General features: G+C 64.3%; 13 protein-coding genes. 5 read left to right on the top strand and 8 right to left on the bottom strand.

What is annotated here, in order from left to right; genetic code table 11:
- Window positions 1-9 precede the first annotated feature (9 nt).
- The gene (locus tag AQZ49_RS10400; RefSeq protein ID WP_067615232.1) at window positions 10-1140 is read left to right on the top strand and encodes a cobalamin-independent methionine synthase II family protein; all 1131 of its coding nucleotides are present in this window, start codon (window positions 10-12) and stop codon (window positions 1138-1140) included.
- A gap of 4 nt (window positions 1141-1144) precedes the next feature.
- Here AQZ49_RS10400 and folD read toward each other — a convergent pair whose 3' ends face one another.
- Complete coding sequence (gene folD / locus AQZ49_RS10395) at window positions 1145-2014, bottom strand: bifunctional methylenetetrahydrofolate dehydrogenase/methenyltetrahydrofolate cyclohydrolase FolD (protein ID WP_067615230.1); 870 nt, start codon at window positions 2012-2014, stop codon at window positions 1145-1147.
- 145 nt (window positions 2015-2159) lie between these two features.
- On the opposite strand from folD, the gene AQZ49_RS10390 reads away from it, so the two are divergent.
- Window positions 2160-2666: a MarR family winged helix-turn-helix transcriptional regulator gene (locus tag AQZ49_RS10390; protein ID WP_067615229.1), complete on the top strand. Its 507-nt coding sequence runs from the start codon at window positions 2160-2162 to the stop codon at window positions 2664-2666.
- Between the two features lies 1 nt (window position 2667).
- Here AQZ49_RS10390 and AQZ49_RS10385 read toward each other — a convergent pair whose 3' ends face one another.
- A complete protein-coding gene (locus tag AQZ49_RS10385) occupies window positions 2668-3387 on the bottom strand; it encodes a nuclear transport factor 2 family protein (protein ID WP_067615227.1) in 720 nt (239 codons plus the stop codon).
- Between the two features lie 105 nt (window positions 3388-3492).
- On the opposite strand from AQZ49_RS10385, the gene AQZ49_RS10380 reads away from it, so the two are divergent.
- A complete protein-coding gene (locus AQZ49_RS10380; protein WP_067615442.1) occupies window positions 3493-4407 on the top strand; it encodes an SDR family oxidoreductase in 915 nt (304 codons plus the stop codon).
- A 12-nt stretch (window positions 4408-4419) separates the two neighbouring features.
- On the opposite strand, the gene yghU is transcribed toward AQZ49_RS10380, so the two are convergent.
- Window positions 4420-5325 (bottom strand): glutathione-dependent disulfide-bond oxidoreductase, encoded by a 906-nt coding sequence (gene yghU, locus AQZ49_RS10375; protein WP_067615225.1) that lies wholly within the window; start codon window positions 5323-5325, stop codon window positions 4420-4422.
- 85 nt (window positions 5326-5410) lie between these two features.
- The gene (locus AQZ49_RS10370; protein ID WP_067615223.1) at window positions 5411-5884 is read right to left on the bottom strand and encodes a Saro_0803 family transcriptional regulator; all 474 of its coding nucleotides are present in this window, start codon (window positions 5882-5884) and stop codon (window positions 5411-5413) included.
- Window positions 5885-5942: 58 nt separating this feature from the next.
- Here AQZ49_RS10370 and AQZ49_RS10365 point away from each other — a divergent pair, with 58 nt between their 5' ends.
- A complete protein-coding gene (locus tag AQZ49_RS10365) occupies window positions 5943-7412 on the top strand; it encodes a lignostilbene-alpha,beta-dioxygenase (protein WP_067615440.1) in 1470 nt (489 codons plus the stop codon).
- Window positions 7409-7870, top strand: coding sequence for a DUF3237 domain-containing protein (locus tag AQZ49_RS10360; protein WP_231739177.1), 462 nt, complete (start codon window positions 7409-7411; stop codon window positions 7868-7870). The genes AQZ49_RS10365 and AQZ49_RS10360 overlap by 4 nt, the downstream gene beginning before the upstream one ends.
- A gap of 59 nt (window positions 7871-7929) precedes the next feature.
- Here the strand turns inward: AQZ49_RS10360 and AQZ49_RS10355 are convergent, their stop codons facing one another.
- From AQZ49_RS10355 to AQZ49_RS10340, 4 genes are read right to left on the bottom strand one after another with little or no spacing between them, the layout of a single operon-like run.
- Window positions 7930-9537, bottom strand: coding sequence for an MFS transporter (locus tag AQZ49_RS10355; RefSeq protein WP_231739176.1), 1608 nt, complete (start codon window positions 9535-9537; stop codon window positions 7930-7932).
- Window positions 9534-10589: an amidohydrolase family protein gene (locus tag AQZ49_RS10350; protein WP_067615438.1), complete on the bottom strand. Its 1056-nt coding sequence runs from the start codon at window positions 10587-10589 to the stop codon at window positions 9534-9536. The genes AQZ49_RS10355 and AQZ49_RS10350 overlap by 4 nt, the downstream gene beginning before the upstream one ends.
- A 4-nt stretch (window positions 10590-10593) precedes the next feature.
- Window positions 10594-12024: an NAD-dependent succinate-semialdehyde dehydrogenase gene (locus tag AQZ49_RS10345; RefSeq protein WP_067615216.1), complete on the bottom strand. Its 1431-nt coding sequence runs from the start codon at window positions 12022-12024 to the stop codon at window positions 10594-10596.
- Complete coding sequence (locus AQZ49_RS10340; protein ID WP_231739175.1) at window positions 12021-13394, bottom strand: MFS transporter; 1374 nt, start codon at window positions 13392-13394, stop codon at window positions 12021-12023. The genes AQZ49_RS10345 and AQZ49_RS10340 overlap by 4 nt, the downstream gene beginning before the upstream one ends.
- Window positions 13395-13565: the final 171 nt, after the last annotated feature.

The raw sequence follows: 13565 nt of genomic DNA, 5'->3' as shown, positions 1-13565 counted from the left end.
CATTCGACGATGGGCACGATCGCCACCACGCATGTCGGAAGCCTGCCACGCGGCGAGGCGCTGGTGCCGCTGCTGCTCGCGCGCGACCATGGCCAGGCTTATGATGCCGCGGAATTCGACCGCGTGGTTGCCACCGCGGTGGCCGATGCGGTCGACCGGCAGATCGCCGTCGGGGTCAGCGTGGTCAGCGATGGCGAACTCGGCAAAGTCGGCTATTCGACCTATATGACCGAACGCCTGTCGGGCTTTGGCGGCGATGTGCCACGCAAACCCGCGCTCGATCTGGCCCCGCTGCCCGATTTCCGGCGCAAACTGGCGGCGGTGATGGGCGATCAGGAATTTGTCCGCGCCGCCTGCATCGGCCCGGTCCGGCTGGTCGATCTGCAACCCGCGCTCGACGATATCCGCCGGTTTTCCGCCGCGACCGAGGGCAAACCGGTGCGCGGCTTCATGAATGCCGCCTCGCCCGGCCTGATCACCGCGTTTCAGCCCAACCAGTTCTACCCCAGCCACGAGGCCTACCTGGCCGATCTGGTCGATGCGATGCGCCCCGAGTATGAGGCGATCGTCGCCGCCGGGTTCGATCTGCAACTCGATTGCCCCGATCTGGCGATGTCGCGCCACACCGGGTATCAGGATCTGTCAGAAGCCGAATTCGTGAAAATCGCCGCCGCCAATGTCGAGGCACTGAACGCGGCAACCGCCAATCTGCCGCCCGAACGGCTGCGCATGCATGTGTGCTGGGGCAATTACGAGGGCCCGCACGATCACGACATTCCGCTCGAACGCGTGATCGACGTGATCCTGGGCGCGCGACCATCGACCGTGCTGTTCGAAGCGGCCAACCCGCGCCACGAACACGAATGGAAAGTCTGGGCCGACGCGCGGATACCCGATACCAAAGTGCTGGCGCCGGGCCTGATCGACACCTGTTCGAACTATGTCGAACACCCCGAACTGGTGGCCCAGCGCATCGAACGGTTTGCCGCGATTGTCGGCGCCGACCGCGTGATCGCCTCCACCGATTGCGGGTTCGGCACGTTTGCCGGCTATGGCAAGATCGACCCGGCAGTCACCTGGAAGAAACTGGCCGCGCTGCGCCAGGGTGCCGATATCGCCGGGGCGCGGCTGGCGGCCTGATCGTTCAGGCCTCCACCGCCGTCGCTGCCAGCGCGCGCTCTGCCGACACGACGGTGTTTTCCAGCAGCATGGTCACGGTCAATGGGCCGACGCCGCCCGGCACCGGGGTGATCGCCGCCGCCTTGGCCGACACGCCGGCGAAATCGACATCGCCGACGATCCGCCCGTCGGGCAGGCGGTTGATGCCGACATCGATCACGACTGCACCGCGCTTGACCATCTGCGCCACGATCAGGCCGGGCACCCCGGCGGCAACCACCAGAATATCGGCCATGATGGTATATTGCGCCAGATCGCGGGTGTGGATGTGGCAGATCGACACCGTGGCGCCTTCGGCCATCAGCATCAGCGCGGTGGGTTTGCCAACAATGTTGCTGGCACCCACCACCACCACATTCTGCCCGCGCAGATCGATGCCTTCGGATTCGAGCAGTTTGACCACGCCATAGGGCGTACAGGGCGAAAACACCGTGTTGCCGGTGACCAGCGCGCCGATGTTGTAAAGGTGGAACCCGTCGACGTCCTTGTCCACGCTGATCGCTTCGAGCACGCGCGGCATGTCGATCTGCGGCGGCAAGGGCAATTGCACCAAAATGCCGTGCACCGCCGGATCGGCGTTGAGCGCGGCAATGCGCGCCAGCAGGGTCTGGTTGTCGATGGTCGAGGGATAGCGTTCGGCAAAACTGCGAATGCCGACCGCTTCGCACGCTTTGACCTTGCGCCCGACATAGACCGCGCTGGCTGCATCATCGCCAACCAGAATCACCGCCAGCCCCGGCGTTACGCCCTGCGCGGTCAGCGCGTCGACACGTGTTGCAATGCCCTGCCGCAAACGACGCGCCAAAGCCGTGCCGTCGATGATCCGCGCTGTCATGTGTGCTCCCCGATTTGTATGTATTGCTTACAATGTATCGTCCAGCCGCACCACCGGCAAGGCCAGTTCACGCTAACAATCGTTGTCATTTTGATGGCCGGCCCCTCTTGCAAGCCGCGCCGCGCTGTGTCTTAGCTCCCGCCCCATGAACGATCAATCCACCGACACGCCTTTTCCTGCCCCCGCCGAGCTTTTGGTGCGCCTGTTGAAACTGGGCAGTTTCATTTCCGGCCCGATGCGCGACGGGGTCTGCGATCCCGCCGAAATCAGCAGCAACGAGTTGCGCGTGATCATGGCGCTGGCAGGTGAAGGCGCCCTGGCCGGGCACGATCTGGTCGAGATCACCGGCCTGCCGCCAATGAACATCAGCCGGGCGATCGCCAGCTTGCGCGATCGCGGATGGATCGAGGATGCCGTCGACCCTGACAACCGCCGTCGTCGCCCGGTACGGCTGAGCGCCGAAGGGCACGAGGCCTATCGCCGCACGCAGCCCCATTTCGACGTGGTGGCCGACGCGCTGCTCAGTTCGCTGACCAATCGCCAGCGCCAGCAGCTCGCCAGCCTGACCGACAAAGTCAACGCGCGGCTGATCGCGTGGATCCGCGATCACCACAGCGAGGTAAAGCTGGCCCGGCCCGATCAGGACGCGTGAGTCACGGCCACTTGCGCTGGAATTGGGTAAAATCGCCGCGCACAAACGCTGCACCCAGCACTGGATGGGCAAAGCTCATCGCCACTTCCTGCCGGTGCGGCCAGGTCTGGCGCAGCTCTTTTTCGGGCAGGATCACATCGGGGCCGATCGGGTTTTCGGGATAGCACACTTGCGCCGGCTGCAGATGCGCCACGGTATGCGCCCAGCCGGTTTCGTAGTCGGCCTGCCATTGCATCATGTAATCAAGCCGGCGAATTTTCCACACGCCGCCTTCACGCACATAGTCGTTTTCATAGATGCCCGCTTCCCAGAATTGCTGCGGCACGCCCGCGGGCTTGTCGGCCAGCGCGCTGTCGTGCCAGCCACCCGCCAGCAGGCCGCGAAACCGGCCCTTGGCGGTCTGGCGATCGGGGGCAACGGTGATGATATCCTGCAACTGGAAATGATCGAGCAACAGCCCATCGACGGGTCCGCGTCGTCCGCCGGTAAACAGGTTCTGGAACCAGGTGCCGTACAACCGCACGATCCCGGCATGGCCCCGATATTCTCCCGACAGGAACACCACTGCGCCGTCGTGTGAAAACAGCGCGGCGGTCTCTTCGGGCCGGTTGTAATCGATATAATAGCCATAGGCCATTTGCAGGCGCCGGATCGCGTTGAGATCTTCCAGTTCACCCACGCGCGCTTCCAGCGCGGCCAGCCGTGCATCTGCATCATCCATTCCAGCTCTCCCACGATCATGGTGCGCCCCGGCTTGCCTGCCGCCGGGGTCATTTGGTATGCATTGCTAACAAATGATAGAATGCGTGGCGAGAGGGAATTGGACATGATGCAGGCAGATCGCTTTGCCGGGACAACCGCGCTGATCACCGGCGGGGTGTCGGGGATCGGTTTCGGAATCGCGCGCGCGTTTGCGCAGGCCGGGATCGAACTCGTGCTGACCTGGCGCAATCGCGCCCATCGCGACACCACCGCGCGCTGGTTTGCCGACCATGGCCTGCCGTCGCCCCGATTCGAACATCTCGACGTTACCGACCGCGCGCGCTGGGCGGAACTGGCTGCGCAGCTTGGCCCGGTGCACATTCTGGTCAACAACGCCGGGATCAGCGTGTTCGGACCGACCGATTGCGCCACGCATGCCGATTACGACTGGATCATGGGGGTCAATTTCGGCGGGGTGGCCAATGCGCTGGTGGCCATGTTGCCGGGGATGAAGGCGCTGGATGGCCCACGCCATGTGATCAATGTCGCCTCGATGGCGGCCTTTTGCGCCGGGCCGCAGGCGGGTATCTATACCGCCAGCAAATTTGCCGTGCGGGGCCTGACCGAAAGCTTGCGGTACAACCTCATGCCCCACGGCATCGGCGTGTCGCTGCTATGCCCTGGCCTGACCCAAAGCAACGCCTGGGACAGCGCGTTGAAGCGCCCCGCCCGGTTTGCCGAGTCGGGCTTTCCCGCGATCGATGCCGATGAACTGGCGCAATTCGGCACCGCGTTCGATCTGGGCATGGATGCGTTCGAAGTCGGCTGCAAAACCCTGCGCGGGATGATCGACAATCGCCCGCTGATCCTGACCCATCCCGATCATCGCGAGGATTTCGACGCGATTGCCGCCGAATTGCTGGCGGCGCTGCCCGACGAGCCGATTCCCGCCGGGCGCGCCCATATCGAAGACTTGCGCCGCGAAGCCAACCGCGCCGCGCTGGCCGGATCGCAGATCAGGATCAGCGACCTGACCTGATCTGCGAAAAAATCACACCCGGCTACCGCCGCGCGCCTGGACTTTGTCTTCGGTGTTCAGATCGAAATCGCTGGCGTCATGGCGTTCGCGCAACTGGCTGGCGGGATCGCCCATCGCGCGGTTGACCATGCGGCCACGCTGCACCGCCGGGCGCGCGCCGACCAGATCGACCCAGCGGGCGATGTTGGTGTATTCATGCGTCGACAGGAATTCCTGCGCGCCATAGGCTTCGCGCACCATGTTGCCATACCAGGTGAAATTGGCGATGTCGGCAATCGTGTAATCGTTGCCGGCCACATATTCGGTCTTGCCCAATTGCGTGTCGAGCACGTGCAGCAGCCGCTTGGTTTCCATCGCAAAGCGGTTGATGGCATATTCGATCTTGATCGGCGCATAGGCATAGAAATGCCCGAACCCGCCGCCCAGATAAGGCGCGCTGCCCATCTGCCACATCAGCCAGTTCATCACCGCTGCGCGCCCGCGCGTTTCGGTCGGCAGGAATTCGCCGAACTTTTCGGCCAAGTAGAACAGCATCGAGCCGGATTCGAACAGATGCACCGGCGGATCGAACGAATGATCGGCCATCGCCGGGATTTTCGAATTGGGGTTGATATCGACAAACCCGCTCGAAAACTGGTCGCCCTGCCCGATGTTGATCAGCCAGGCGTCGTATTCGGCACCGCTGTGTCCTTTGGCGAGCAGCTCTTCGAGCATGATCGTCACCTTGACGCCATTGGGCGTGCCCAGCGAATAGAGCTGCAGCGGATGCTTGCCCACCGGCAGCACTTTGTCATGCGTGGCGCCCGACACCGGACGGTTGATATTGGCAAAGGCCCCGCCGGAAGGCTGGTCGAATGTCCACACGGCAGGGGGTACATAGCCTGCGGGCAGGTTGTCGGCAGGGTCGCCATTGGCCATGATCGTGTCCTCGATTGCGATGGGGGAAAGATGTACCTTCAATTGGTCCGGGCGCGCCACATTACAAGGGCGAGAAGGTTTCCGCTCATTCGTGGATGCGGGTCAGCATCTCGATCAGCATTTCGACTTCCTTGTCGGTGAAGCGCGATTTCAGCCAACGTTCGTGTTCCAGGATCGCCTCCTTGGCCTTGGCCAGCGCGGCGCGGCCATCATCGGTCAGGTTGAGCGTCTGTTTGCGCCGGTCAGTCAACGAGGCGCCGCGCACCAGATAGCCACGATCCTGCAACCGGTTGACAATCGCCATCGTCGTCGCGCGGTCCATGCGCATGCGATGGGCCAGGTCGGTCTGCGCGATATCGGGGTGATCGTCGATCAGCCACAGCACCGACACCTGTTTCTGGGTCAGGTCGATATCGGTAAATGTCTCGGTAAAATGGCGATACGTCGCGCCATGCGCCAGCCGGATGTGAAACCCGACGATCGACCGGATCTCGCCAATGTCCTCATCACCCTCCACATGCGGGGTGGTCGGTACGAGTGTTTCTTTTGGCCTTGCCATTCACGTGTCCCTAGGGGATTGTCAGCACAACATACAATAACAAATGAGAGCGTTGTCGATGGCCCATTTTCCACAGACACCCGCCTTTACCGGTTTCAACACGCCTTCGCGGATCGAAGCCGACATTGCCGATCTGGCGCACGAGGGCACCATTCCGGCCGGTCTTGCGGGCGCGTTCTACCGCGTTCAGCCCGATCCGCAATTCCCTCCTTTGCATGGGGATGACATCGCTTTCAACGGCGATGGCATGATCACCCGGTTCCATATCCACGATGGCCAGGTCGATTTCCGCCAGCGCTGGGCCCGCACCCGCAAGTGGGAACTGGAACATGCGGCTGGGCACGCCTTGTTCGGAAACTATCGCAACCCCTTAAGCGATCTGCCTGAAGTTGCCGGAGAAATTCGTTCGACCGCAAACACCAATGCGTTCATTTTCGCAGGCAAACTGTGGGCGCTGAAGGAAGACAGCCCCGCGCTGCTGATGGACCCGGTCAGCATGGAAACGCTGGGTTTCGAAAAATTCGGCGGCGCGATGACCGGACAGACGTTCACCGCGCATCCCAAGATCGATCATGCCACCGGCAACATGGTCGCCATCGGCTATGCCGCCAGCGGGCTGTGCACCGATGATGTGACCTATCTGGAAGTCGCGCCCGACGGCACGCTGATCCGCGAAGTGTGGTTCAAGGTGCCGTATTATTGCATGATGCACGATTTCGGCATCACGCGCGATTATCTGGTGCTGCATATCGTGCCCTCGATCGGCAGTTGGGAACGGCTGGAGGCCGGCAAGCCGCATTTCGGGTTCGACACCACGATGCCGGTCTATCTTGGCATCATCCCGCGCCGCGACGGGGTCACCGATGCCGATATCCGCTGGTTCAAACGCGACAACTGCTTTGCCAGCCATGTGCTCAACGCCTGGCAGGATGGCAGCAAAGTGCACTTTGTGACGTGCGAGGCGAAGAACAACATGTTCCCGTTCTTTCCCGATGTGCACGGCGCACCGTTCAACCCGCGCGAGGCGATGAGCCACCCCACCGAATGGGTGGTCGACCTGGCGAGCAACGACGACGGTTTTGCCGCGATCAACCGCCTGTCCGACACGATGGGCGAATTCCCGCGCATCGATGACCGCTTTGCCGGACGCCAGACGCGCCATGGCTGGTTTCTCGAAATGGACGTGGCACGCCCGGTCGAACTGCGCGGCGGCAGCGCGGGCGGATTGCTGATGAATTGCCTGTTCCACAAGGATTTTGAAACCGGTGCCGAACAGCATTGGTGGTGCGGCCCGGTCAGCAGCCTGCAGGAACCGTGCTTTGTGCCGCGCGAGGCCGATGCCCCCGAAGGCGACGGCTGGATCGTGCAAGTGTGCAACCGGCTTGACGAAGCGCGCAGCGATCTGCTGATCTTTGATGCCCTCGACATTGCCAAGGGGCCCGTAGCGACCGTGCATATCCCGATCCGCCTGCGCTTTGGCCTGCATGGCAACTGGGTCAATGCCGATGCCATCGGGCTGGCCGCGTGATCAAGCCCGGTCTGGAATTTGTCTACGAGGCGCACGGCGATCTCGAACCGCCGCGCGCCATCGGTGAAACCTATGATGGCACCCGCCGCATCGTGCCGATCGTCGGCGGCGGGCGCGTTGAAGGCCCGCTGATCAAGGGGCGGCTGGTCGGCAATTCGGCCGACTGGCAATGGACACGGCACGACGGTGTGACCGTGGCCGACGCGCTCTATGCCATCGAAACCGACGACGGCGTGGTCATCCAGATTCGCAACCGGGGCCTGCGCCATGGCCCCCCCGAGGTGATGGCGCGGCTGGCAGCGGGCGAAGCAGTCGATCCGGCGGACTATTATTTCCGCACCGTACCCGAATTCATCGCGCCCAACGGGGCCTATGAATGGATGAACCGGTCCATCTTTGTGTGCGCGGGCGCCCGCTATCCACTCGGCATCCATCTATGGGTCTGGCGCGTCACATAGGCCCGCCTTACAAAGACATCCGTTCAGGCTGAGCGTGTCTCTTTCGCGGTATCAGTGCCCTACACCGGCTCCCCCGCCGCCTGCGCCCGGCCCAACGCCGCGGCCGCATCGCGTTCGGCCCGGCGCCACAGCACCAGCAGCAGCACCACGATCACCGGCGCCAGGGCGTTGACCGACAGGATCGCCAGCCCCAGATTGCCGTGCAACCGGTCCGCCACCATACCCACCCAATAGGGCCCGATACCCAGCCCCAGAATCGTCATCAGCAGGATATAGAGCGCCGCCGTCTGCCCGCGCATGCGCGGCAGCACTTGTTCGTACAGCACCGCATAGAGCGGCGGCAGCCACATCGTCAGGATCACGCTGTAGAGCGTGAAACGCAGGTAAAACGCGGTCGGATCAGGCGCGGTATAGACCGCCATGGCCACAAACGGCGACAGCCCCAGCGCCAACACCACCAACCCGACGCGTCCCCCGGCCCCGGCGCGCGCGGCAAAAAAATCCGACAGCGGCCCCGACAGCATCGGCCCGATCATGCCGATTACCGCCGACAACAGGCCGAATTTCACCCCGACATCGCCCGCGCTCAGATGCCAGGTCTTCATCAGGAACGCCGGGGTAAACCCCATCACGCCATAATTGATGGTGGTCTGCAACGATCCAACGATCAGACACAGCCACAGCGCGGGCGATCCCATGATCACCGCATGGGTGGGCGCATCGGCCAGCCGCAGCGATTGCAGGAAATTGACCACGACATAGCCACCGATGCCCACGATCGTCCATTGCAGCGCGTGCGGATCGATCGTCAGCCCCAGCAGATGCAGCGGCGGACGCGGCGACAGCCACGCGCACAGATGCGCGATCCCAACCATCGCCACCACGATCGCGATCAATGCCAGCGGATTGCGCACGATCGCGCCGCGCCCAGCCCCGCGCCGCGCCAAAGTCCACCACACGCCCAGCGGCAGCACCGCGATCAGCACATCGAGGCTGGCACGAAACGGCGCCGGATCGACGCGGCTGACGATCCCGTCGCTCAATCCCCGCACCGGTTCGCGCATCAGCAGCAACAGCAGCGCCAGCGGCACGCCGGGCAGCGCCGCCAGCACAAACGCGAATTGCCATCCCTTCAGCCCCAGCGGCGCCGCATGGCCCGCAAAGGCATGGTCCCAGCCATCCGCCGCCATGCCGCCCAGCACCGACGACAACCCCAGCCCCGCCGCCAGCAGGGCCGCCATTACCGCCAGCGCCAGCCCGCGCCGGTGCTTGGGAAAATAATCGAACACCAGGCTGGTGCCGGCCGGTTGCCCAGCCGCTTCGCCGATGCCGACCCCCAGCCGCGACACCGCCAGCAGCGCAAAACCACTGGCAAATCCGGCCAGCGCCGTCGCCAGCGACCATAACGCGATGCAGATCGCCAGCAGCCAGCCCCGCCGCCAGCCATCGGCCAGCCGGCCCAGCGGCAGCGAAAACACCGCATAGAACAGCGCGAACACCGTGCCATAGAGCAGCCCCATTTCGGCATCGCCGATATGCAGATCGGCCTTTATGCGCGGATTGAGGATGGCCAGAATGTTGCGATCGAGCATCGACAGGCATTGCATCGATGCCACCAGCGCAAGACAGATCCACGCATCGCGCGACAGCCGCTGGCAGCCCTTCACAGTTTGAACCAGCGTTCGGCGTTGGTCTGGAAAAAGCGCTGCTTGGCCTCGATGCCGATATCCATCGCATCCATCGCGCGCACTTCATCGGCGACATATTGATAGGGGTAATCCATCGCATAGAGCACGCGATCATCGCCCATCACCTGCTGGCAGAACCGCACCGCCGGCTCCCACGCCATGCCGCTGCAGGTCACCAGCACGTTCGAGCGGAAATAGTCGGCGATGGATTTGTTGAGTGGCTTCATCCGTTCATAGCGGTTCGAACGCACCCCGGCCTGGTGCATGTAATCGAGCCGGTAAAGCCAATAGGGCAGTGCCTCGCCCATATGCCCGACCATGATCTGCAACGTCGGATAGCGGTCGAAAATGCCGATCGTGATCAGCCGCAGCAGGTGCATGCCGGTTTCCACGCCAAAGCCGAAAATCGCGCCATCGAGCCCGGCCTCCAGCATCGGCCCGATCATGCTGTCGGGCGGTGTGGCGGGATGGATATAGAGCGGCTGATCAACCTCGACCAGCGCGCGAAAGATCGGATCGAAGAATGGATCGTCGAGATAGCGCCCCTGGGTGTGGCTGTTGATCTGCACGCCCTTGAAACCAAGCTCGGTCGCGCCCCGGCGGATTTCCGCCGCCGACCACACCGGGTCTTGCGGTGCCACTGCGGTCAGCCCGATGAACCGGTCGGGATAGCGCGCGCAGGCCGCCGCCAGTTGGTCATTGGCGGCGCGCGCGATGCGTTTGGCTTCATCCAGGTCGAGCATCGGCTGCACGCCGGGCGACGTCAGCGCCAGAATGGCCTTGTCGATCCCGGTCGCATCCATGTCCGCGATCCGCCGCTCGCCCAGATCGAGCAGCCGTTCCATGATCAGGGTCGCACGTTCGGACGGCGATTGCGCGTAAAAGCCCCATAGCGAGACCAGCCCGCGATCCGCCTGGCCATCGCGGATCATGCGCAGAAACACATCGACTTGTTCGCGCGTGGCAAAGGCCTCTTCGGTGGCGATGCGCAAATAGCCCTGGGCACCGCCCGTTTTCAGATCGTCAGTCACGTCATCATCCTTCATGTACGGTCTTGGTGACCAGGCAGGCGTGCAGACCCTCGGGGCCATCCTCGGCGCCATGGCCCGACCATTTGACCCCGCCGAACGGCGCATCGGCGCCCGCGATCATGGTGGTGTTGAGGCCGATCATCCCGGCTTCGATATCCTCGGCCAGCCGCCGCTGGCGCCGGGCATCCTCGGTCCAGGCATAGGCGGCCAGACCATAGGGCAGCCGGTTCGCCTCGGCGATCATCGCTGCTTCGTCAGGCAGCGGGTTGATGATGGCGACCGGACCGAACGGTTCCTCGTTCATGATCGCGGCGCTTTGCGGAACCTGGGCCAGCACGGTCGGCGCAAAGAAATAGCCATGGTTGCCGACGCGTGCGCCCCCGGTCAGCAGCCGCGCGCCCTGCGCCGTGGCATCACCGATCAGCCGGTCCATCGCTTCCGGACGCCGGGCATTGGCCATTGGCCCCATCTGCGCCGCGGGATCGAGCCCGTCTCCGACCCGAGTTGCGCCGGCGCGCGCGGCAAACCCGGTGGCAAAGCGGTCAAACACACTTTCCTCGACCAGAAACCGCGTCGGGCTGACACAGACTTGCCCGGCGTTGCGCAACTTGTGCGGCACCACGGTATCCAGCGCGCGTTCGATATCGGCATCACCAAACACCAGCACCGGCCCATGCCCGCCCAGTTCGAGCGTGGTACGCAGCATGTTGTCGGTGGCCAGCCGCGCAAGATGCTTGCCCACCACGGTCGACCCGGTGAACGACAATTTGCGGATCACCGGAGAGGCCAGCAGATGACGGCTGACTTCGTCGGGCACGCCGAACACAGCCTGCGCCACATCGCCGGGCAGCCCGGCATCGAGCAGCGCCTGCAACACCGCCAGCGCCGAAGCGGGGGTTTCCTCGGCCGATTTCAGGATCACCGAACAGCCTGCCGCGATTGGCGCGCCCAGCTTGCGCCCGGGATTGCCGATCGGGAAATTCCATGGAGCAAATGCCGCGACCGGCCCGACCGGGGCATGCGTCACCGTCGATCGCTGCCCGGCAGGGCGCACCAGCGTGCGGCCATAAATGCGCTGGCATTCCCCGGCATAGAACCGGAACAGGCCGACCACCATCAGCACCTCGACCCGCGCCTCGGCCAGCGTCTTGCCCTGTTCGCGCACGGCGTTGCGCGCGATCATGTCCTGCCGTTCGAGCAGCAGGCGCGCCGCGCCTTCGAGCACGTGCGCGCGCTCGGCCGCGCTCGATCGGCGCCAACGGGCAAAGCCGCGCGCGGCGGCATCGAGCGCCCGGTCAAGATCGGCCGGATCGGCCAGCGGCAGATGTCCGATCACCTCACCCGTGGCCGGATTGACCACGGCATGGGTGCGCCTGCCGCCACCGGTCACGTGTTCGCCGGCGATGATCATCGACAGCGCGGGGTAATCACTCATGATGCGGTTCGCTCCAGTCGTTCGATTTCTTCGCGATAGGGTTTGATCGCCAGCACCATCAGCAGCGTGGCGGCGGGCAACAGCGTGGCGGCGCAGATGACCAGCGTCAGCCACAGGCGATGCGGATCACCAACCACCCGGTCCTGCACCACGCCAACCACAAAGCTGCCCATCGCGCCGAAAAAGGTGAACATGAACAGATAGATCGCTGTCACTTGCGCACGCATGGCGGGCGGGATCACGCGCTGCACGGCGGCATTTTGCGGCACCGCACCGGCCAGCCCGAACGCCACCCCCACCCCCATCAGCGCCAGCGACCACTCGGCGCGCGGCATCAGCGGCGACAGCACAGCGGCCACTGTCGTCCCGGCAAAGCAGATCGCCGCCGCGCGCACATTGGCATCGGCGTAACGCCGCGCCAGCGCCTCGACCAGCACGGTGCCGAGCGCCAGCCCGGTCAACGACCCGACCAGCACGGCCAGGCCCATCGCCGCACCGATCTGCCCCTCGTTCCAGCCATACGTGCGGATCAGGAACGGCGTGCGCCAGAATTGCAGCCCGAACACGTCGAGCGCCGACAGCGCCAGCGCGCCGAACAGGGGCACGAACAGGCGCGGGCGTTCGGCCAGCGCAACGATCGCCTGCCAGCCCAGCATCGCCGCCAGCCCGTCATGCACTCCGCCGCGTTGCAGCGCCGCCGCGCGATCGGGTTCGCGCACGGTCAGGAACAACAGGCCCACAACCATGGCGGCCGCGCCGCACCCGATCAGGATCCATTGCCAGCCAAACATGTGCAGCGGCCCCAGATGGGTCGACCAGCCACGGCTTTGCATCACCAGCCGCCCGCCGATCAGCGGCCCCAGCGTGGTCCCGCCGATGAACCCGAATTGCAGCAGCGCAAACGCCCGCGTCAGCCGTCGCGGCGGAAAGGCATCGGCCAGCAGCGAATAGCTGGCCGGCGCATGCGCCGATCCGCTGGCCGCCAGAAACACCCGCGCGGCCACGAATTGCGCCAGGTTTTGCGCCAGCCCGCCCGCCGCGATGACCGTGCCGATTGCCAGCGATCCCGCCGCCAGCACCAGCTTGCGCGGAAACACGTCGGCCAATCGCGCCAGAGGAATGCCCACAAAGAAAAACGCGATCACCCCTGCCGGGCCCGCCAGAAAACCCAGTTGCGAATCGGTCAGACCGAAATCGTGCTTGATGCGTTCGGCCAGCATGCCGAACGTCACCTGGTCGAAAAAGATCACGAACGTGCCCAGCACGATCACCGCCAGTGCCCAGTGCCGCGCCACCGGTGAAGGCGGCGTGTGCGCGGGCGTTGCTGCATCGGGTTCGCCCGTCAGTCCGGGCTGTACTGCGCCTGCCATGGCCATCATCTCATCCCGTGTGTGGCCGCCGGTCGTGCATCGTGTCACGCCACCGTACCATTTGATATCGTATGTCTTGCACACAATCGCAGCATGGTGAATAGTCGGCTGCGAAAAAACAGCAACGACCTTGCGGGGGATGACCGGAACGCCCGGCACCCCCGCCGTATG

Origin of the sequence: Novosphingobium sp. FSW06-99, assembly GCF_001519065.1 — a bacterium.
Classification (GTDB): domain Bacteria; phylum Pseudomonadota; class Alphaproteobacteria; order Sphingomonadales; family Sphingomonadaceae; genus Novosphingobium.
Note: the sequence above shows the minus strand (reverse complement) of the source record. Positions and strands in the feature narration are given on the sequence as shown.